Origin of the sequence: Actinophytocola sp., from assembly GCF_036002505.1 — a bacterium.
Classification (GTDB): Bacteria; Actinomycetota; Actinomycetes; order Mycobacteriales; family Pseudonocardiaceae; genus DASYTH01.
The window spans coordinates 21033-40685 of the sequence record NZ_DASYTH010000274.1; the positions used below are offsets into that span (position 1 = coordinate 21033).

General features: G+C 70.8%; 20 protein-coding genes. 6 read left to right on the forward strand and 14 right to left on the reverse strand.

The window, feature by feature from the left end:
- Genes VGR06_RS24145 through VGR06_RS24160 form a run of 4 tightly spaced genes read left to right on the forward strand, consistent with a single transcriptional unit; the run spans window position 1 to window position 5793 of the window.
- Window positions 1-2391 (forward strand): carboxypeptidase-like regulatory domain-containing protein, encoded by a 2391-nt coding sequence (locus tag VGR06_RS24145; RefSeq protein ID WP_327561396.1) that lies wholly within the window; start codon window positions 1-3, stop codon window positions 2389-2391.
- Window positions 2392-2425: 34 nt separating this feature from the next.
- Complete coding sequence (locus tag VGR06_RS24150; protein WP_327561397.1) at window positions 2426-3589, forward strand: hypothetical protein; 1164 nt, start codon at window positions 2426-2428, stop codon at window positions 3587-3589.
- A 3-nt stretch (window positions 3590-3592) separates the two neighbouring features.
- Entirely contained in the window at window positions 3593-4357 is a 765-nt protein-coding gene (locus tag VGR06_RS24155) for an amidohydrolase family protein (protein WP_327561398.1), read from the forward strand.
- Window positions 4354-5793, forward strand: a complete 1440-nt coding sequence (locus VGR06_RS24160) for a M20/M25/M40 family metallo-hydrolase (protein WP_327561399.1) — start codon at window positions 4354-4356, stop codon at window positions 5791-5793. The genes VGR06_RS24155 and VGR06_RS24160 overlap by 4 nt, the downstream gene beginning before the upstream one ends.
- Here the strand turns inward: VGR06_RS24160 and VGR06_RS24165 are convergent.
- From VGR06_RS24165 to VGR06_RS24220, 12 genes are all read right to left on the reverse strand, one after another.
- Window positions 5718-6101, reverse strand: coding sequence for a LuxR C-terminal-related transcriptional regulator (locus tag VGR06_RS24165; protein WP_327561400.1), 384 nt, complete (start codon window positions 6099-6101; stop codon window positions 5718-5720). The genes VGR06_RS24160 and VGR06_RS24165 overlap by 76 nt on opposite strands.
- 172 nt (window positions 6102-6273) lie before the next feature.
- Window positions 6274-7647, reverse strand: coding sequence for an FAD-binding oxidoreductase (locus VGR06_RS24170; protein WP_327561401.1), 1374 nt, complete (start codon window positions 7645-7647; stop codon window positions 6274-6276).
- A 9-nt stretch (window positions 7648-7656) separates the two neighbouring features.
- Window positions 7657-8523, reverse strand: a complete 867-nt coding sequence (locus VGR06_RS24175) for a cyclopropane-fatty-acyl-phospholipid synthase family protein (protein WP_327561402.1) — start codon at window positions 8521-8523, stop codon at window positions 7657-7659.
- On the reverse strand, window positions 8520-9437 hold the full coding sequence (locus VGR06_RS24180; RefSeq protein WP_327561403.1) for an SDR family NAD(P)-dependent oxidoreductase: 918 nt from the start codon (window positions 9435-9437) through the stop codon (window positions 8520-8522). Before VGR06_RS24180 ends, VGR06_RS24175 begins: the two co-directional genes overlap by 4 nt.
- Window positions 9434-10480, reverse strand: coding sequence for an SDR family oxidoreductase (locus tag VGR06_RS24185; protein ID WP_327561404.1), 1047 nt, complete (start codon window positions 10478-10480; stop codon window positions 9434-9436). The genes VGR06_RS24180 and VGR06_RS24185 overlap by 4 nt, the downstream gene beginning before the upstream one ends.
- Window positions 10477-12093: an AMP-binding protein gene (locus VGR06_RS24190; RefSeq protein ID WP_327561405.1), complete on the reverse strand. Its 1617-nt coding sequence runs from the start codon at window positions 12091-12093 to the stop codon at window positions 10477-10479. The genes VGR06_RS24185 and VGR06_RS24190 overlap by 4 nt, the downstream gene beginning before the upstream one ends.
- Window positions 12083-13066 carry an acyl-CoA desaturase gene (locus VGR06_RS24195; protein WP_327561406.1) on the reverse strand — a complete coding sequence of 328 codons (984 nt, stop codon included), beginning with the start codon at window positions 13064-13066 and terminating at the stop codon, window positions 12083-12085. The genes VGR06_RS24190 and VGR06_RS24195 overlap by 11 nt, the downstream gene beginning before the upstream one ends.
- Before the next feature lie 10 nt (window positions 13067-13076).
- Window positions 13077-13325, reverse strand: a complete 249-nt coding sequence (locus VGR06_RS24200; RefSeq protein WP_327561407.1) for an acyl carrier protein — start codon at window positions 13323-13325, stop codon at window positions 13077-13079.
- Window positions 13326-13480: 155 nt separating this feature from the next.
- Window positions 13481-13870: a hypothetical protein gene (locus VGR06_RS24205; protein ID WP_327561408.1), complete on the reverse strand. Its 390-nt coding sequence runs from the start codon at window positions 13868-13870 to the stop codon at window positions 13481-13483.
- On the reverse strand, window positions 13852-14331 hold the full coding sequence (locus VGR06_RS24210; protein WP_327561409.1) for a hypothetical protein: 480 nt from the start codon (window positions 14329-14331) through the stop codon (window positions 13852-13854). The genes VGR06_RS24205 and VGR06_RS24210 overlap by 19 nt, the downstream gene beginning before the upstream one ends.
- A gap of 6 nt (window positions 14332-14337) precedes the next feature.
- The gene (locus VGR06_RS24215; protein ID WP_327561410.1) at window positions 14338-15519 is read right to left on the reverse strand and encodes a pyridoxal-phosphate dependent enzyme; all 1182 of its coding nucleotides are present in this window, start codon (window positions 15517-15519) and stop codon (window positions 14338-14340) included.
- A 114-nt stretch (window positions 15520-15633) separates the two neighbouring features.
- Window positions 15634-16755, reverse strand: a complete 1122-nt coding sequence (locus VGR06_RS24220) for a hypothetical protein (protein WP_327561411.1) — start codon at window positions 16753-16755, stop codon at window positions 15634-15636.
- A 65-nt stretch (window positions 16756-16820) separates the two neighbouring features.
- Between VGR06_RS24220 and VGR06_RS24225 the strand changes: the two genes are divergently transcribed.
- The gene (locus VGR06_RS24225) at window positions 16821-17597 is read left to right on the forward strand and encodes a PIG-L family deacetylase (protein WP_327561412.1); all 777 of its coding nucleotides are present in this window, start codon (window positions 16821-16823) and stop codon (window positions 17595-17597) included.
- 47 nt (window positions 17598-17644) lie between these two features.
- Here the strand turns inward: VGR06_RS24225 and VGR06_RS24230 are convergent, their stop codons facing one another.
- Window positions 17645-17950 (reverse strand): hypothetical protein, encoded by a 306-nt coding sequence (locus tag VGR06_RS24230; protein ID WP_327561413.1) that lies wholly within the window; start codon window positions 17948-17950, stop codon window positions 17645-17647.
- Window positions 17951-17989: 39 nt separating this feature from the next.
- A complete protein-coding gene (locus tag VGR06_RS24235; RefSeq protein WP_327561414.1) occupies window positions 17990-19009 on the reverse strand; it encodes an aldo/keto reductase in 1020 nt (339 codons plus the stop codon).
- 54 nt (window positions 19010-19063) lie between these two features.
- Between VGR06_RS24235 and VGR06_RS24240 the strand changes: the two genes are divergently transcribed.
- On the forward strand, window positions 19064-19653 hold a 590-nt coding region (locus VGR06_RS24240), incomplete at its 3' end, for an aldo/keto reductase (protein ID WP_327561415.1).

Consider the following 19653-nt stretch of genomic DNA (forward strand, 5'->3'; position numbering starts at 1 on the left):
ATGGCCGTCAGCAAGAGAACCGTGTGGGGCCAGATCCAGATACCGCATGCGCTGGGCGGTGGCCGGACCGTCAAATGCACCATCGCCGTGCTTAACGGCAGAGGCAGCGTGATCGCCACCGACAAGGTGAACAAAAATGGCAAGTTCAAGATCAACCTGACGAAGATCGTCAAGAAGCCGGCACAGATCACGGTCCGGGCCGGCACCTGCCGCATCGACGGTCACGACTTCCTTCCCGAGCATCCGACCCAGACGGTCAGGTTCGATCCGAATGCGCCGTTCGACAAGCTGACCATCGGCTACGGTCCCGCGTTCGCCGAGGTTCAGGCCACCGCGTGGTACAAGGCCGCAGGCGGAAAGCCGCAGCCCCTTCCGGGAGCCAAGATCGAGCTGTTCCGCGGCCGGGGCACGACCAAGGTGCTCCGCACCGTCACCACCTCCGGCGGGCAGCCGACCCGCACGCTCGACGAGCTCAAGCCCGGCTGGTACACCGTGGTGATCTCCGGACCGGCGGAGTTCGCCGGTTTCCCCGTGGTGCCGGTCCATCCCCAGGACTCCAGGAAGACCGTACGGCTCAAGCCGGGCGATGTCATCGCGATCGCCCGCACCTTCCGCTCGGCGGGTGCGGTGGTGGAGGTGCGCGTGGTCAACCAGGAGGTCGCTGGCGCCATCGGCAAGGTGCCGGTCCTGCTCGAGTCCACAAACGGCATCCGCCACCTGGCCAAGACCAAGACCAGCGGCATCGTGACGTTCCCACCCGTGCCGCCCGGCGCCTACTTCGTGCAGCTCGCCGAACCGTCGGTCACAGTAGACGGTCGCAAGTGGATACTATCCAGCGGCCCGCAGATCGTGACCATCGGCCCCGGCTCGAACGAGGCGGTCGCGCTGCTGCAACTGGTCGCCGACACGCACGAGATCTTCGGAACGGTGCGGGATCCGAAGGGCAACCCGATCCCACACATGCGGCTGATCGTCCGGCGGTTCCCGGACCGCACGGAGATGGGCGACCTCTACAGCGACGACACCGGCAACTACCGGTTCATCGCGCCGGCCGCCGGCACGTACACGGTCAGCGTCAAGCAGCAGAACGGTGTTCCGGAACGGGCCACGCCGATCACGGTGAACAGCTCGACGCAGCACGATGTTCTGGTCGACGGGTCGTCCTATCCGGACCCACCGCCCACCAACGACGGCACCAAGGATGCGCTCACGGAGTTCCAGGCGTTCCCGGTGATGGTCGGCGAAGTCGACATCGGCGGCCCGCCCGCCGGCCGCGGTGGTGGCGGCGCATCGGGCGGGTCGACCGGGCAGATCGTGGAATCCGCGCTGAAGGACATCCTCGGCTGGCGGCCGCGCACGCAGGACCCGCGCGGGTTCGTCGCCGCACTCACGCAGTCGTTCTCCTGCAAGGAAGTCCAGGGCCATCGTGAGTGCACCTGGACGCCGCGCGGCTATGCCGCCTCCATCCAGGCCGATCTCGGGGCGCTCACCGGGGCGCAGGCGAGCATCTACGAGCGCGCCAAGATCGCGATCGACGCCGCGCTGCCGATCCTGGAGCGGATCAAGCCGCTGGCACCCGATGCCGACGAGGAGGACACGACCGCCACGCGACGCATCATCCGCTCGCGGCTCACCGAGATCCCCAAGGAACTGGGCGCCGAGGGCGGCCCGCGGGTGCAGCGCGTCGACGAGCTGTTCCTGAACCTGTTCGGCATCGTCGCGGCCGGCCCGATCAACGCCGAGACGGTGGTCGGTGAGCTCGGCGCGTTCCGGGAACGGCTCGGCCTGACGCGCAACCGGATCAACACGATCGACGAGGAAGCCAACTTCACCGACTTCCTCATGCTTGTCGACCACGTCGGCACGCTGTTCAACACCTGGCAGAACCAGCGGGACTTCTTCGACCGGGACACGACCGGCACGCCGTTCCTCGGCACCCAGCTCGTGCTGATGTCGCGCCAGCTCGAGGTGGTCACCGAGACCGTCAACGAGGCCTCCTTCGTCATGGACTCGGTGTTCCTCGGCGCGGCCGAGCGCCAGACCGTGCTGCTCAAGTTCCCTGCGGCGGCAGGGCCACCGGCCCTGCTCGATGAACCGTCGTTGACCGTCGCCGAGCTGCTGGACTGGGTGGAGCGGTTCGCCTCGGAGGAGGGCCCGCAGCTGATCACCGACGGCGGGGTGGACGGGGTACGGGCGTTCGCGCCGACCATCGAGCGGCTGGCCATTCTCGTCCGCCGGGCGCGGCCGGCACCCGACGGCCAGCAGACCACACCCCAGGTTCCACCCAGCTACCTGACCGCACGGGTGCGGCAGGCACTGGCCCAGCTGCAGCAGCAGTTGGAGGCCGCGTTCGCACTGGCCCAACCGTTTACCCAGATCGCCCGGCCGTAGTCGCGCGCGACAAGACCGACGAGGAGAGGCGACGATGGCGAACACCGAGCAGGGGATTCAGGACCTTCTCGACCGCGTCGCGGCGTTGCACGGGACGGTGGTACGGGAGCGGATCGCGGACGAGCTGGTCGCGCACCCGGGGCTGGCCGACGCGCTGGTCAAGCAGATCAACGAGTTGCTCGAGGCGGTGGTCACGGCGGACGACAATGCGCCGCCGCCACCGGACAAGGGACTCGCGCAACTGGTCGGGATCGGGCCGGAGGCGGCGGGCGAGCTCGGCGTCACCAGGCTGCCGCACGGGGTCGAGGCCTACGACGAGTCGGTCGCGTCCGAGCGGCTGAACGCGGTCGCCGACCTCTACTACATCTACCAGCATGAGCGGATCGGGGTGTTCCGGGCGATCCAGAAGCTGCAGGAGCTGTTCCGCGCGGGCAGCGTCATGCTCTCCTCGGGCACCGGCGCGTACGGGCTCTACCAGTTCGACCGGCGGGAGGTGCTCCGCTACACCCGGCGGGACCGGCTTTCCGCGTACCGCAAGGCGTTCGGCTACGGCACGGCGGCGGTGCCGGCCGGATCGCGGGCCAACACCGACTTCCACCGCCTGCTCACGCATTTCACCAACGAGGTCGCGCTGTTCTGGCGGGACAAGCGGATCTCGGACGTAATGCGGGAACGCGCGTACGACCCGAGCTTCGGCAGTATGGCCGTCGTCCGCCGGTCGGGACTGGACCTGCGGAACAACCTCAAATTCATGTCCTACGGCCATCTCAACGTGCTGCGCGTCGAGGTCATGCAGCTGCTGGACGAGGCGTTCCGGGTGCTGGGCAGCGACGACGTCAAACGGCTGTTCGGCGCGGACACGGCCTGGGACGTCGTCGAGAGCATCCTCACCCAGCACTTCAACGAGCGTCTGGTCAGCTCGCCGCGGCAACGGATGGCGGTCGCCGGGCGCGAGGTGGTCAGGTGGCTGGCGCAGCCGCACGTGCTGCAGACGCAGCGGGCCCAGTTCGAGGCGCTGCTGCTGCAGATCGCCGAGTACGCCGAGGAATGGCTCACCAGCGCCCAGTCGCTGGGATTGGCGCAACGCAGCCAGAACGAGCGGATGCTTCGGCGCGACACCCGGCCGCTGCCGCTGGCGGGGCGGCCGGCCGGTACCCGCGCGCCGCTCTCCCCCAACGGTGCACCGGTCCGCGGCTAGGCCGTGCTCGTCATCGACGGCCACTGTCACGCCGGCCGCGGGGAGGCGCTCACCGCGCCGTGGAACAGCGCGGCTCCGCTGGGCGGGTACCTGCGCAGGGCACGCGCGGCCGGGATCGACCGCACCGTCGTGATGCCGGTGTTCCACCACGACTCCCGACGCGCCAACGCCGAGCTGGCCCAGATCGTCCGGCGCCACCCGGACCGGCTGATCGGCTTCGGTTGGGTCCACGCGCGGCGGGACGCCGGACGGGTCGGCGAGCTGGTCCGTGAGGCGGTGACCGGGCACGGTCTGCGCGGTATCAAGGCACACCGGTTGGAGGCGCCCATCGGCCGGGAGATCTGCGAGGCGGCGCGACGCTGGCGGCTGCCGATCGTCTACGACGTGGCGAGCCGGCCGCATGCCCTGGATCTGCTGCTGCCCGCCTTTCGGGACGTCACGTTCATCGTGCCGCACCTGGGCAGCTTCGCCGACGACTGGCGGGCCCACCGGGTGGTGATCGACCAGCTGGCGCGCCACCCCAACCTGTACGCGGACACCTCCGGGGTACGGCGCTTCGACTACCTGGTCGAAGCGGTTCGACGAGCCGGCGCCGGCAAGCTGATCTTCGGGTCGGACGGTCCCTGGCTGCACCCGGCGCTCGAGCGGCACAAGATCGAGCTCCTCGGCCTGCCCGCGAACGACCTCGCCCTCGTGCTCGGCGGGACGCTGCGGCGGATCCTCGCACCGGTCGCCCGGGACCGGCTCACCGCGATGGCCGCCCGATGACCGCGGCGCCGCAGGCGGCCCTGCGCTGGGCCCGAACCCGGCGGGCCGGTTTCCTGCGCGTCCTGCGGGAGCTCGTCGAGATCCCGACGGTGAGCGCGGACCCGGGACACGCCGGCGATGTGCGCCGCGGCGCCGAGTGGCTCGCCCGCCACCTCCGCCGCATCGGGCTGCCCGATGTGGTGATCGTCGACACGGCCGGGCATCCGGTGGTCCGCGGGGCGTGGCGGGGCGCGCCGCACCGGCCGACCCTGCTGGTGTACGGGCATTACGACGTCCAGCCGGCCGGCCCACCGGATGCCTGGCGGACCCCGCCGTTCGCCGCGCGCCGCCGGGGTGACTGGGTGGTCGGGCGCGGAACGTCGGACAACAAGGGCCAGCTGCTCGCCCACCTGGCCGCGATCGAGGCCTACCTGCGGACCTCGGGAGCGCTGCCGGTCAACGTCGTCTGCATGCTCGACGGCGAGGAGGAGATCGGCAGCCCGCACCTTCCCGGCGTGCTCGCCCGCGAGTGCCGCGCCGACCTCGCCGTCGTCTCCGACACCCGGATGGCGGGCCGGGGCCGGCCGGCCATCGTCACCGCCCTGCGCGGCAGCGTCACCGCGGAGCTCGAGGTCCGCGGGCCGCCCCGGGCACTGCACTCCGGAACCTACGGCGGCGCGGTGCACAACCCGATCACCGCCCTGTGCGCCCTGATCGGCACGCTGCACGACACCGACGGGGCGATCGCCATCCCCGGTTTCTACCGGCACGTCCGGGAACTCGACCCCGACGAGCGGGCGGCCGTCGCCATGGCCGGCCCGACCGACCGGGCCGTGCTGGATCGGGCCGGCGTGACCCGCGGCCGGGGTGAGCGCGGGTTCACCGCGTTCGAACGCACCACCGTGCGGCCGGCCCTCGACGTGCACGGCATCACCGGCGGCCACCAGGGACCAGGCAACAGCTCGATCATCCCGCCGAGCGCGACCGCCAAACTGGGGCTCCGGCTGGTGCCCGACCAGCGTCCGGACGAGATCGCCGCCATGCTGCGCCGCCACGTGGCCAGGCAGGTTCCGGGAGGCATCCGGGCCAGGCTCCGGATCACCGGCCGGACGCCGCCCGTGCGGACCGATCCCACCCACCCCGCGGTGGACGCGGCCATTCGCGCCTGCGAGCGGGGTTACGGTGCCACGCCGGTGCTGGTGCCGTCCGGCGGCACCATCCCCGCGGTGGGGCAGCTCGCAACCACGCTCGGAGTGGAGACGGTCCTGCTGGGGTTCGCGCTGCCCGGCGACGGCAGCCACGGACCGAACGAGCGGGCCCACCTGCCGACCCTGTTCCGTGCGGCGGACACCTGCGTCTGGCTGCTGCACGAGCTCGCGGCTCAGGATCTGGCGACCGGAGACTGGTTTTCCGCGTCCAGGACGCCGGCGACCATCGCTGCCCTCGAATTGACCTGAAGCTTGGCGAAGATCCGCCGGAGGTAGGTCGACACCGTCCAGGTGCTGATTCCCAGGACGTCCGCGATGGCCCGGTTGGTGTGCCCCTTGGCGACCATCCGGACGATCTCCTGCTCGCGGGGGCTGAGCGCGGTCTGGCCGGCCGCGGGGGCGGTGACCCGCTGGCATCGGCAGCGAACGCCGTTGACCTCGACGTCGAGGAGATGCTCGACCTGTCCCGGCTCCTTCGTGGCGGTCAGCAGGGCGACGAGCTGGCGGACCAGCGCGCGTACGGCGGGATCGACAACGGGTTCGTCCGACCTTCCCATGTCGCCCACCGCCCAGACACGTCCGGCACGCACAAAGTGCGCGCCCCTCACATGGACAGTGCAGTTCGGCAGGTGCTGGATACGTCGGATCCACTATCAGCGACCGTCCAACCAATCCTCACCACAACCGGCGAGCCCGAGCAAGGGTCGAAGGGCCCTGACCAGCAGATGGTCAGACGAGCGGCCTCTTGATCATGTTGGGATACCGGTCCTGGAAGGCGTGCAGCGCGGACCGGGTCCGTTCCCGCAGCCAGGTCAGCGGTTCCGCCAGATACGAAGGCTCGTTCCCGTTCACGAACAACAGGTTCGTGTAGGCGGAATCGCGCTCGAGGATCAGGTCACGAAGCACTTTGCCGGCGGTGTGGGTGAATGCTATGCCGTTGCCACAATAACCGTGACCGTAGAACATGCCGTCGCCGAGCGTGCCGACGTGGGGTACCAGGTCGCGGGTCATGTCGATGCAGCCGCCGTAGGCGTGGGTGAAGCGGAGCTCGCGCCACATCGGGAAGTAGCGGGTGAGGGTTTCGCGGAGGAGGGCGACGGAGGCGGGGTTGCGCATGCGGTGGGGGTTCATGTCGCGGCCGTAGAAATACGGTGCCGGGCCGCCGCCGACGAGGAGGCGGTTCTGGGCGGTCAGGCGGCCGAACACGATGAGGTTGCGGGCCTCGACGAAGCCTTCGCGGCCGGGCCACGTCACGTGGGCGAGTTGGTCGTCGGTGAGCGGCTCGGTGACGGCGAGGTAGCTCCAGAACGGCTTGACTTTGCGGCGGAACGGGACGAACTGGTGCTGGTAGGCGTTGGTGGCGAGGAGAACCTTGTCCGCGCTGAGGGTTCCTCCTGGGGTCTGGATGATGTGGCGGGAGCCGTTGCGGGACATGGCGAGCGCGGGGGTGTGCTCGTGGACGGGTACGCCTTGGGCGCGGACCACGCGGGTCAGGCCGCGGACCAGGCGGTGGGGGTTGACGAGGGCACCGCCGACCTTGAAGGCGCCCTGGATCGCGGGTGAGGACAGCCGGTCGCGCATGGCGGAGCGGTCGAGCAGCTCCAAGGAGCTGTTGGCGCCCAACTGGTCCACCAGTTCGATGTCGCGTTCGAGCCAGCGGAGCTGTGCTGCGCTGGTGGCGACCTGGAAGTAGCCGGTGGGTTCGAGCTGGGCGTCGATGGAATGCTTGCGGCAGAAGCGTTGCAGCTCGAGGATGGAGCGGCCGACCACCGAGTAGGCCACGCGGGCGCGGTCGGTGCCGAAGGCGTGGGTGAACGCGGCGAGGCTGTGGCCGATGGTGGGCGTGACGAACCCGTCGCCGTGGCCGGACGCGCCGGAGCCGGCGTAGTCCGACTCGATGATCTGCACGTCCAGTGTGGGCTCGGCGAGTTTGAGCTGGTGTGCGGTCCAGAGGCCGGTGTAGCCGCCGCCGATGATCGCGACGTCGCAGCGCAGGTCGCCGGACAGGGGTGGGCCCGGCTCGACCGGTTCGGTTTCGCGCCAGTAGACCTCGTGCTTGATGGCCGGTGCGGCACGGCGAGCGGCGGGTTGCAGGTCGACCATGGCGTCCCCTCAGACCTTCTCGAAGACGATCCGCATGAGGCCGAGGTGGCGTTTCCGGAAGCCGGCGACGGACGCGGCCAGGTACCGCTCGTAGTCGGCGACCTGTTGCGCACCAACGAGTTCGGTGGCAGCCGAGCGGTTGCCCACGAGCTCGTCCAGCCAGGCCTGGCAGGTGCGGGCGTAGTCGTCGGCGTCGTTGCGGATTGAGACCACGTCGAAGCGGTGCTCGCTCGCCTCGGCTATCTCGGACAGCCAGGGCAGCTCGGACTCGGGGAAGATCCGGTCCACAATGAACAGCAGGTCCCGGACTGTTTTGCGGTCCATGCGCGTGTTGTTGCCCTTGACGTTGGTCTGCAGGGCAAGCCGGCCGCCGGGCGGCAGCCAGGACCAGCAGCGCTCGAAGAACTCCCGGTAGGCGGCCACCCGTCCGGCCCGGGTCAGCCCGAAGTCGGCGAAGTGCTCGAACGCGCCGATCGAGATGATCGCGTCGTACTCCGCGGACGGCACGTGGTCGATCCAGTTCTGTACCCGCACGTCGTAGCGTGCGTCGGCGAACCCGGCGACGAACTCCGCCTGCGCCGCACTCAGGGTGAGCCCGACGACCTCGCGAACCCCGTGCCGCGCAACGAGTCTGCGCAGCATGCCGCCCCATCCGCAGCCGACGTCGAGCACCCGCCGGGCACCCGTGGCGTTCGCGGCCGAGGCCAGGTAGTCCAGCTTTCGTTGCTGCGCGGCGTGCAACGTGTCGTCCGGACCACCCCACATCGCGCACGAGTAGCTGCGCGTGGGATCGAGCCACAGCGCGTAGAACTCGTTGCCGGCGTCGTAGTGGTGCTGGATGGCGGCGGCCGAGGCGCCCTGGTACGCGATCGTCATGTCTGGCTCCCTGCCCTCGCCACGACGCGGTTCAGCTTCTCCATCCGGGCGGCCAGCGTGATCCGGCCCTCCAGCTTGAACGGCGGCGGCTGCCGACCGTCCACATCGGAGAACCCGTAGGTGACAGCGAGATCGCCGACCGCGAGCCGGCGCCCGGTCAGCTCCATCACCTCGGGGTCGGCGGCCAGGTTGGCGATCGCCCGGCCGACGTACTCCGGCGAGTGCACCACCTGCGCCGGGCCGGCACCCAGCAGATCCCACGCCGCCTCAACGCGTTCAGTGCGCACGAAGCCGGGATGCACGGCCACCGCGGCGATCTCGTGCTTGCGCAGCTCGTAACCCATGCCCACGGCCAACCGGTCGGACGCAGACTTGCACATGTCGTAGGCGGCCTGTCCCAGGTAGACCTCGCCGTCGGTGAACGAGATGTTCGCGATCAGCCCGCGGGACTGCGGCAGCATCAACGGAACCGCAAGCCGGCTGGCCAGGAACTGGCCGCGGAGCGAGCGGGTGAACAGGTCGTAGCGCCACATCGGCTGCTCCCAGAACGGAGCGTCGAAACGGGTCTCGGTGCCGCGCTCGTAGCCCGCCCAGGCGTTGTTCACCAGCACGTCGAGCCTGCCGTCATCCCGGGTGATCCGCTCGAACAGCGCCTCGACGTCGGCGTCCACCGTGTGGTCGCAGCGCACGGCGACGCCAGCCCCGCCGCGCGCGGTCACCTCGTCCGCGGTGTCCTCGATGGTTCCGGGCAGGTCCTCGGTCCGAGCGCCGGATCGGGTGCTCCGCCCGGTCACATACACCTTCGCGCCGGCCTCGCCGAGGGCTCGGGCGATGCCTCGGCCCACGCCGCGGCTCGCCCCGGTCACCAGCGTCACCGCACCCCGCAGATCAGGGGCGGTCCACCCTTCGCTCATGCCACGGACTCCAGCCTGGTTCGGGACCGTTGCGCAGCCCAGTAGTCAAGACTGCGTCGGTAGGCGTCACGGTCGGACGGCATTGGCACTCCGTGCCGCTCACGCAGCTCGGGCATCGAGGTGGGGAGCACGCCGCCGCTGGCGTGGGTCACCTCGCTGACGTCGATGAGCACCTTGAAGAACACCCGCGAGGTGGCCGGAACCTGGTCCAGCGGAACGGGAAGCGGCAGGCGTGGGTCGACGATGTGCGCGGGGCGGAGCTGTCGGCCCAGCGACGCGGCATGCTCGAGCAGGACGCCCTGCGCGTCGGGCACGGTCATCGCCCGCTCGCCATAGGTCAGCCAGTACGTTCGGCCGAGGTCATCGGCTTCCACTGCCCGGGCGATCGCGCAGGCGGTGGTGTCCAGCGGGATCACGTCGACCAGGTTTCCGCGGTGGGCCGGGAAGAACGACGCCTTGCCGCGGCAGAACCACTCCGACATGGTCTGCACGATCTGCGGGCGGTGGCTGGCGCCGGTGACCGAATGACCGACCAGGTTCGTCGGCCGGTAGACCGAGTGTGGCACGCCGCTGGCCGCGAGCATCCGGTCACACTCCAGTTTGGACCAGATGTAGGGCCGGACGACGTTGTCCGGCCCCAGCTTGTCCAGCTCGCCGCGCTCGATGGCGTGCACGAAGCAGGTGCTGACCTGGTGCACGGGTGCGCCGGCCAGCTTGGCCAGCTCGATCACGGTGCGGGTGCCGCCAATGTTGATCGCCTCGTACCGCTCCCGCGGCTGGCCCCAGGCGGTCAACGCTCCCGAGTGGACGATCGTGTCGATCTGCTCGGCCAGCCGCCGCCAGTGCTCCTCGGTCAGGCCGAACCGCGGCGCGGCCAGATCACCGCGCAGCACCTCGTCCAGGGCGAGGGGTTCGTTGTCTGAGTGCACCAGGCCGATGACCCGGTGCCCGCGCAGCTCCTCGGCCAGCGCCCGGCCGATCACCCCGGAGGCGCCGGTGAGCAGGATGGTTCGGGGTCCGCGTGCACTGAATGAGGCATTCATCGCACTTCACCTCCCACCAGGTTGACCGTGGCCAGCGGCTCGAACCGGCCGGCGTCGAGCAGCTGCCGGCAGCGGTGCCGCTGGATCTTCCCGCTCGGCGTCTTCGGCAAGCTGTTGTGCCGCAGGAAAACGCACTCGTCAAGGGCTACGGCCGCCTTCGCCATGGCCACCGAGGCGGCCTCCTCGGCCAGCGGCCGGTAGTCCGCCAGGCCCCGGCGCAGTTCCACGAACAGGGTCAGCGTGCGGCCGGCCGCGACCAGCGTCGAGCAGCCCCGGCGCACCCCGTCCAGCGTGTCCACGGCGGTCTCGATCTCCCGGGCGTACACCTTCCGCCCGGCTACCGAGATCACGTCATCGGTCCGCCCCACCGGGTACAGCCATCCGTCCCGCAGGAACCCCAGATCACCGGTGCGCAGCGTGCCGCCGGCGAACTTCTCGGCGGTCCGCGCCGGATCGGCGAGATACCCCGAGGCCAGGCTCGGCGACCGGACGCCGATCTCGCCCAGCTGCTCGGAAACGGCCAGCTCCACGCCACGGCACGGGGTTCCGGCGGCGACCACCCGGGTTGCCGACTCGTCGGCGGCGTCGACCTCGTTCAGCTCCCCGTCGGCCAGCGCGATCGCGTCGACCACCAGGTGCCGTGGTTCGGCGGCGGCAGGCGTCGCGGTCACCGCGAGCGTTGCCTCGGCCAGCCCGTACGCCGGCATCAGGGAGCGCGGCGTGAACCCGTACGGCGCAAAGGTTTCCGCGGTGAACCGGAGCGTGTCCCACTCGACCCGCTCGGCGCCGACGATGCAGGAGCGCACGTTCAGCTCGCGGGTGAGCCGGGACCGTCCGGCGTACGCGCGGGCGGCCAGGTACAGCGCGGTGTTCGTGCCGGCGGTCATCGTGCCGCCGAACTCCGCGAGGTCACCGAACCAGGTGCGCGGCGCGAACGCGAACCGCTCCGGAGTGGACAGATACAGCTCGAAGTCGTTGGCCCACGGGGTGAGCAGGCAGCCGAACACGCCCATGTCGTGCGAGAGCGGCAGCCAGGACACCGCGGTCTCCCGCCCCGGCCGCCCGTCCAGCATCTCCATCACCAGGTCGAGCTGCGCGGCGATGGCCCGCGGGGTGAGCATGCAGCCCTTGGGCGCGCTGGTGCTCCCCGACGAATACTGCACGAACGCCAGCTCGTCCGGTCCCGGCGGCTCCGGCGCGACCCGGCCGGAGTCGACAAAGGACTCCCAGGGGTGGGCCGGCCACTCCGCCGGCACCACCCCGAGCATCGCCTCGTCCACCACGAAAAGCTCCGGGCCGAGCTGGGCGCAGATCGTGCCGAGCACCCGGACGTACTCCTCCGGCCGCATGCCCCGGGCCGGAGCCGGCAGCGACGCGACGACACCGCCGGCCAGCCACACCGCGAGCAAACCCCTTACCGCGGTCGGGGTGTTGGTCAGCACCGTGGCCACCCGGGTGCCGGGCCGCACACCCCGGCGGCGCAGCCCGGCCGTCATCGCCTCGGCCTCGCGCACCACGTCCGGCCACGGCGTGCGGTCGAACCCCGTGCCGGTCCAGCAGTGCAGCGCCGAACCACCCGCCTTCACCAGACGGTCGAACAGATCATTCGACATCGACGACCCCGACGGTGGTCTTCCGCAGTTCCGCCAAGGGTTTCGCCGGCGTCGAACGGGCGTGCCGGCCGCCACCGATCTTCTCCCAGGCGGCCGCCTTGGTCTCCTGCCGCTCGCGGTCGATCCGGATCACGTCCGACGCCAGCCCCAGCTTCTCCAGCCCGGTGATGATCATCGCGCTGATGTCCACCTCGTACCAGCGCATGCCGTGGCTGGCCGAACGCGGAAACGCGTGGTGGTTGTTGTGCCACGCCTCGCCGAACGAGAACAGCGCCAGCCATCCCACGTTGCGCGACTCGTCCGGGGTGGCGAACCGGCGCCGGCCGAAGTAGTGGCCGATCGAGTTCACCGCGTAGGTGACGTGGTTGGCGAAGAAGAACCGCACCAGCCCGCCCCACAGCGCCCCGGTGGCGGCACCCGCCCAGGTCCCGGTGAGCGCCAGCCCGATCGCCCCCGGCAACGCCACGCCACCCAGCACGAACCACACGAAGTTCCGCGAGATGAAGCGCATGTCCTTGTCCCGCAACACATCCGGGCAGTACCGCATCGGGTCGGAGCTGAGGCCGCGGTCGAACAGCCAGCCCATGTGCGCGTGCCACAAGCCCTTGAGCGCACCCCGGAGGCCGGGCTCCTCGTCGGAGTACGGGCTGTGCGGGTCGCCCGGCTTGTCCGCGACCCGGTGGTGCCGGCGGTGGTGCGCCACCCAGATGACCGGCGGACCCTGGCCCGCCATGGCACCGGCCGCCGCGAAGAAGATCCGCAGCGGCCGGGTGGTCCTGAACGAGCGATGCGCCAGTAACCGGTGGTACCCGGTGGACACGCCCAGCCCGGCGATGACGTACATGACGCAGAACGCGACCACGTCCGCCGGCCCGACCACCTTGTTCCACAGCAGCACCGCGGCCCCGATCACGGCCAGCAGCGGCAGCAGCGAGGACAGCAGAATGAAGGCGTAGTGCTCGCGCCCGTCCATGCCAGACTCCTCAGGCGCCGGTGGTGGCGGTGTCGTTGACGAGCGCGATCAGGTCGCCGAGCGTGCTCGCGTCGGCGGCGCGCGCCGGGTCGAACTCGACGCCGTAGTCCTCCTCGAGCGTGAACACGATCTCGGCGACCTGCAGGCTCGACAGGCCCAGGTCGTCGAGCCTGGTGCTCGCGTCGATCGTGACATCCTTGGCCAGCTTGCCGCGCAGCTCGCGGCGGATCAGATCGGCCACATCCTCCACAGTGATCACTCGTGCTCACCCCAAAGTGGATAGTCCTAATATGTTCGCGAACGCGACCATACCGATCTTGGAATTGCCGGTGATCGCATCGGACTCAAGGACAAATAAACACTCGAGGATTGCTCGGAGAACTAATTCACGGATATGTACCCGACCGGTTCCGGTCAGTGATGTTGCTTGACGAACGCCAGCGCCGCCTCGGCGACGTCCGCCCAGCCGCTGTCGAACACCAGCGAGTGGCCGCGCCCGGCGATCCGCTTGAGCTCGGTGACCGCGGTGTTGCGCCTCTGCAGCTTGTAGCTGGCGTTGACGATCGCCGGCGGCACCGTGTGGTCCCGCTCCCCGCTGATGATCAGCATCGGCCCACGCTCGAGCGTGCGGCTGTCCACCTTCGCCGCGGACCGCGGGTTCAGGTTCGCCGCCGCGGCCTGGAACAGCGGCCGGCCCGCGCCGGGCACCGGGTACGTCTCGTACAGCGTCTTGGCCTCGGCCTCGTCCACCGCGTTGACGAAAGCGAACCGGAACTGCTCGTAGGTCAGCAGCTGGGTGAACAAGATGCCGAACGAGGGCGAGTCTGATGGATCATCGCGGGACAATGCCTCGCACCGACCCAACGGGACCTCAGGGGTACCGTGACGGCACCCAGCCACGATCCACCGGATGTCCGCACGGTTCGCCGAGGCCGCGACCACGGCAGAAATTCCGGGGAGGCGGGCTGGTGGCCGACCACCGCGGGCTTACTGTCCAGGGCGGCGATCACCTCGGCCAGATGATCGACGATCTGCCGGATGTGCTTACCCGCCAACACTTCTGGGTGCGCCCGGGCCTCCTCGACGGTCTCCGGGTCGTCCGGCCAGCCGGGCGCGAGCGTGCTGTACCCGTTCTCCTCGAACAACGTCCGCCAGGAGTCCCAACTGGACGCCAGCATCCACAGACCGTGCACGAACACCACGGGCGGGCGGCCGGAGGCGTTCGCCGCGCCGACTTCCCGGCGCTCCCGCGCGGTGAGGCTCATGAGGCGTCAGCCTACTGTCGCGAACCATTCCGCGCAGTAGCCCGCCAGCTCGTCCAGGGACGACGGGGACTCAGGCAGTTCGGCCGGAGCGTCGAGCCCCTTCAACCCGCTGCCGGTGCCGAGCGCGACGACGTTCCGGGCCCCCTGGTCGAGCAACCGGCGCGCCACGGCGACGGCGACCGCGGAGGAGGCCTCCAGGAACAGCCCGGTGGTGAGCGGCAGCCGGCGGTGCTCGGTGAGGTAGTCGTCGACCTCCAGCGCGACCGCCTCGCCGCTCGTGTTCCACAGTGCCTGAAGGCCCTGCCAGGCCGGCTGGGTGCTGCCGATGGAGAACGCCGGCGACGGTACCGAGTGGACAGTGGTGAGCTCCTGGACCACGCGGTCGTCGTGCCGCAGCGCCGCGGAGAACGCGGCCGCGGTGGCGGTTTCCGCGGCAACCATCCGGGGAACGGACGTGACCAGGCCGGCCGCGGCCAGCTCCCGGTATCCCCGCTCGACGCCGGCCAGCAGGTCGGCCCGGCTGGTCGGCACCACCACGGTGTCCACTGTGGACCCCAGGTCGCGGGCCAGCTCGTAGGCGATGCTCTTGTACCCCTCGTTTCCGTACGCGTTGCCGCCGGCGGCCGGCTGCACGTAGTTGGTCAGCGGGTACCAGCCGAGTTCCCGCACCGCGGCCTCGATCATCGTGTCGCGGGCCGCGGTGTCGGTGAACGGCACAACCGGGGCGCCGAGCGCGCGGGTCTGCTCGGCCAGCACCCCGGGGATGCGGACCGTGGTCAGCACCACGCAGCGCAGCCCGGCGCGGGCGGCGTAGGCGGCGGCCGACGCGCCGGCGTTCCCGGAGGACGCGGCCACCACCGTGTCCGCGCCCTGCGCGAGCGCGGCGGCCACGCCCACGGCCATGGCGCGGTCCTTGTGCGATCCGGTGGGGTTGCGGCTCTCGTCCTTGACCCACAACGAATCCCCGACCGGAACCAGCGGCGTGTCGCCCTCGCCGAGAGTGAGCGGCGGGCCGGGCAGGCTCGGCCAGCCCCACGGGCCGCCGGGGAACGCGGCGAGGTCGCGGCCGCGCAGGTCGAGCAGCGGCGGAACCAGGTTCACCGGGACGCCGTCCGCGCGGCAGCGGGGGCAGCCGGCGAACCCGCCGGCCTCGAGCGAGCAACGCGGGCAGCGCAGCGGAGCGGGCATGGCCTGGAGTGTGCCAGCGGCGGTCGGGGCCGGCTCGAGGACGCGTCAACCTCAAGCTGGGCAGCAATGTGACATTGCTTTCCTTCTATCGCAGCAATGTCACATTGCTTCCCGTCAACCGACGAGGATCGTGGTCCAGGTCAGACCGTCCGCCGACAAGGCGTAGGCATTCGGGCGGGTCGCCGAATGGGACAGGTAGCCGGCACCCGTCCGCCGCACGTGCCCGCTGGTGCCGTCGGGATAGAACCGGATGCGTGGGCCGAAACCCGTGCTCCGGAATGACCGGCCGGAGTTCGTGTGCACCTCCAGCGACCCGTCCGCGGCGGCGATCGGGACCCCGTCGACGGTGTCCGGCTCCGCGTCGCCGCCGGAGCGCAGCCAGATGACCGCCCAGCTCCGGCCACCGTCGGTGCTCCGGCAGATCGCGACCAGCGTGGCCAGTCCCCGCGCCGGCCCGGTCGCCATCGCCACGTAGGCCGTGCCGGCTCGGGCATCCATGTCCACCGGTGCCGGGTTGTAGACCACGTTCGGCAGCTCCGCCACCGACCAGCTGCGGCCCGCGTCCCGGCTCACCGCCACGCCGGTGCCGGCCTTGTCCGGCAGCAACCCGAGCACCCACCAGCTCCCGTCGGCGCTCGGCGCGGGTCCGACCCGCATCAGCTTCAGCGCCGGCTGGTTGGCGAGCACCACGTTCCGACCGGAGTCCGGCAGCATGACCACGAGGCGGGACCGGACGCAGCTCTCCCCGATTCCCACGCACTGCGCCTGCAGAACCCCACCCGCCGGGATCGCCTCGACGCCTTCCTCGGCGGGCTCCGGAACCTGCCGCCAGGTCCGGCCGGAGTCCGCGCTGTACCACTTCGCCGCGGCCCGGGCCGGGCCGGGCGGGTCCGCGAAGTCGCCCAGCGCCACCCGGTCCGGGCCGAGCACGAACAGCAGTCCGGACCGGTCGCCGGCCGGTGGACGGTCGGCGGTCGGCAGTGTTGTCCTAGTCTGCCAGTGCGCGCCGTCCTCGGTCACCAGCAACTCGTTGACACACCGGGTATCGGCGTCGCACCGCTCGCGCAGCGCGTAGCCGTGCCGGAGGTCGGCGAAGTCGAGGGCGTAGACGGACGGCTCGGGGATGGCCCGTTCCGGCTCCGGGACCGGTTCGAGCTGGGTGCGCAGCAGGACGACCAGCACCGCGACCAGGCCTGCGGCCACAACGGCTCCGAGGAGCGCCCGGTGGCGGGTCATGCCTCGACTGTCGCACACCGGGCGGCGATCATCGAGTGTCGGTGCGGACCGGTATTTTCGGTGTCGTGGCCACATTGGTGTCGTTCCACGCCCATCCCGACGACGAGTGCATCGGGACCGGCGGCGTGATGCGGAAGGCGTTCGAGGACGGTCACCGGGTGGTGCTGGTGGTGGCCACCCGGGGTGAGAACGGCGAGGTGCCCGACGGGTTCCTCGCCGACGGGGAGCTCCTGTGGCAGCGCCGGGTCACCGAGACCCATGCGTCCGCGGAGATCCTCGGCGCGCACCGGGTGGAGTTCCTCGGCTACGTCGACTCGGGCATGGTCGGCACGCCGACGAACGGCGCGCCCGGCTCGTTCTGGACCGCGCCGGTGGAGGACGCCGCGGCGAAGCTCGCCGCGATCCTCCGCGAGGAGCGGGCCGACGTGCTGACCGTGTACGACGACAACGGGGTGTACGGCCACCCGGACCACATCCAGGTGCACCGGGTCGGCATGCGCGCCGGCGAGCTGGCCGGCACGCCGCGGGTGTACCAGAACACGTTCAGCCGCGAGCACATGCAGCGCGGCCGGGAGATATTCGGCGAACCCGAGGTGGAGCCGCCCGACGTCGACGGCGAGTTCGGCAAGCCCGAGGCGCTGATCACCACCGCGGTCGACGTGACCCCGTACCTGCACCACAAGCGTCGGGCCATGCGCGCCCACGCCAGCCAGATCAGCGAGCAGTCGTTCTTCCTCGCCATGCCGGACGAGAACTTCCGCCTCGCCTTCGGCACCGAGTGGTTCATCCGCGACGGCCAGGGCCCCGGCATTACCGAAACGGATCTGATGGCCGGCCTGTAGTGCCCTGAAGGCGACCTTCAGGACGTTGGACATCCTGAAGGCCGCCTTCAGGGCATGTCACCCCGCGAACGGAACCCGCCGAACTCGGTCCGGATCAGCTGGAAGTACTCGTCCGAGCACAGGCTCGACCCGCTCTTGATGTCCCCGAGGTGGTTGACCCAGCGCACCGCCGGGTCCGCGTTGATCTGCGCGACCACCCGCGGGAAGTTCGCGATTTGCGCGTCCCCGTAAGGAATGTCGCCGATGACGGCGAACGTGTACTCGTCACCCTCCCCCTGCGCCGGGGCGCCGACGCCGGCACCCGCCAACCCGATCACGCCGGCGGCCACGACGACCCGAGCCCAGTTCCGCACGACACCCTCCTCGGTTGAACCGGTGACGCGCGGACGCTCTCATGTCGAGGTGAACAGGCGATGGACGGTCGGTACGTCGGGCTGGCCGACCTGGCCACGCAGCATGCGCTGCGGGGAGATGTCCGGCGGCGGGGCGGGCGCCTCGAGCCGTTCCCGCTCGTTCGCGATGAGCTCGATGTCCGTGGCGTCGAGCAGGTTCTCCAGCTGCTCGAACGTGCGCGGGCCGATGATCGGCGCGGTCACCCCGGGCACGGCCAGGAGCCAGGCCAGGGCGAGCTGCGGGACCGGGCGGCCATGGTCGGCGGCGAGCTTGGTGAGCTCGTCGAGGACCCGGAAGTTCCGCTCGGTGGCCCGCCGGTGCACCGCCTCCTCCAGGTCGTCCGGGGCTCGGGTGACCCGGCCGTCGGGCATCGTGCCCCGCTGGTAGCGGCCGGTGAGGAAGCCGGCGCCGAGCGGACCCCAGGGCAGCACGCCGAGCCCGGCGGCCCGGCAGAACGGCAGCAGCTCCAGCTCGGCGGAGCGCTCAACCAGCGAGTACTGCGGCTGCAGGCTGACGAACGGCGCCCAGCGCTCCCGGTCCTGCACGGCCACCGACCAGGCCAGCAGCCACGCCGGGAAGTTCGACGCGCCGAGCGCACGGACCTTCCCGGCGCGCACCAGACCGTCAAGCGCGGCAAGGGTTTCCTCGATCGGCACGGCCGGGTCGGGGCCGTGCACCTGGTACAGGTCGATGGTGTCCACGCCGAGCCGGCGCAGGCTCGCGTCGCACGCGGCGCGGATGCGGTCCGGGGCCAGTCCCTCGCCGCCGGGATCCGACACGCCGAACCGCACCTTGGTGGCCAGCACCACCCGGTCGCGGTGCCGGGCCAGCCAGGGCGCGAGGGTCCGCTCGGACCCCCCGTCGCCGTAGACGTCCGCGGTGTCCACGAAGTTGCCGCCGGCGTCGAGGAAGCGATCCAGCATCCGGTGCGCCTCCCCGGCGGGCGTCTCGGCGCCCATGAGCATCGCGCCCAGGCAGAGCCGGCTGACGGTGAACGGTCCCAGGTTCGTGGTTCGCATGGGGTCGAGTGTTCCCGCTGGAGCGCGCTCCAGGTCAACCGGCACGATGGGCGGATGCGCTATGTGAAGCTGGGCGGCAGCGAGCTCGAGGTGTCCGTGATCGCGCTGGGGTGCGGGAACTTCGGCGGGGTCGGGTCGGCGCCGGAGCTGTTCGGGCGGGGCGAGTCCGAGCCGGAGGCGGTGGAGCTGCTGGATGCCGCCTATGCCGCGGGGATCACGCTGCTCGACACCGCGAACACCTACGGCGGCGGGCGGTCCGAGACGTGGCTGGGCAACTGGCTGGCGAGCCGCGGGGTACGCGACGAGGTGGTGCTCACCACCAAGGTCGGCAATGCCACCGGGCCCGGCCCGGACGAGCGCGGGCTGTCCGCCGCGCACATCCGCGGTCAGGTCGAGGAGAGCCTGCGGCGGCTGCGCACCGACCGGATCGACCTGTACCTCACGCACGCCCCGGACCCGGGCACCCCGCTCGAGGAAACCCTGGGCGCCTTCGACGAGCTGATCCGCGCCGGCAAGATCCGCTACTTCGGCCTGAGCAACGCGGACGCCGCGGACATCGACCGCGCCGCCGCCCTGCACCCCGTGGTCAACCTCCAGATCGGGCACAGCCTCATCGATCCGGCCGACCCCGGCACACTCGACGC

Coding starts and splice junctions, on each gene's coding strand:
- VGR06_RS24145 (WP_327561396.1), top strand. CDS start 1: ATGGCCGTCAGCAAGAGAACCGTGTGGGGCCAGATCCAGATACCGCAT.
- VGR06_RS24150 (WP_327561397.1), top strand. CDS start 2,426: ATGGCGAACACCGAGCAGGGGATTCAGGACCTTCTCGACCGCGTCGCG.
- VGR06_RS24160 (WP_327561399.1), top strand. CDS start 4,354: ATGACCGCGGCGCCGCAGGCGGCCCTGCGCTGGGCCCGAACCCGGCGG.
- VGR06_RS24165 (WP_327561400.1), bottom strand. CDS start 6,101: ATGGGAAGGTCGGACGAACCCGTTGTCGATCCCGCCGTACGCGCGCTG.
- VGR06_RS24170 (WP_327561401.1), bottom strand. CDS start 7,647: ATGGTCGACCTGCAACCCGCCGCTCGCCGTGCCGCACCGGCCATCAAG.
- VGR06_RS24175 (WP_327561402.1), bottom strand. CDS start 8,523: ATGACGATCGCGTACCAGGGCGCCTCGGCCGCCGCCATCCAGCACCAC.
- VGR06_RS24180 (WP_327561403.1), bottom strand. CDS start 9,437: ATGAGCGAAGGGTGGACCGCCCCTGATCTGCGGGGTGCGGTGACGCTG.
- VGR06_RS24185 (WP_327561404.1), bottom strand. CDS start 10,480: ATGAATGCCTCATTCAGTGCACGCGGACCCCGAACCATCCTGCTCACC.
- VGR06_RS24190 (WP_327561405.1), bottom strand. CDS start 12,093: ATGTCGAATGATCTGTTCGACCGTCTGGTGAAGGCGGGTGGTTCGGCG.
- VGR06_RS24195 (WP_327561406.1), bottom strand. CDS start 13,066: ATGGACGGGCGCGAGCACTACGCCTTCATTCTGCTGTCCTCGCTGCTG.
- VGR06_RS24210 (WP_327561409.1), bottom strand. CDS start 14,331: ATGAGCCTCACCGCGCGGGAGCGCCGGGAAGTCGGCGCGGCGAACGCC.
- VGR06_RS24215 (WP_327561410.1), bottom strand. CDS start 15,519: ATGCCCGCTCCGCTGCGCTGCCCGCGTTGCTCGCTCGAGGCCGGCGGG.
- VGR06_RS24220 (WP_327561411.1), bottom strand. CDS start 16,755: ATGACCCGCCACCGGGCGCTCCTCGGAGCCGTTGTGGCCGCAGGCCTG.
- VGR06_RS24235 (WP_327561414.1), bottom strand. CDS start 19,009: ATGCGAACCACGAACCTGGGACCGTTCACCGTCAGCCGGCTCTGCCTG.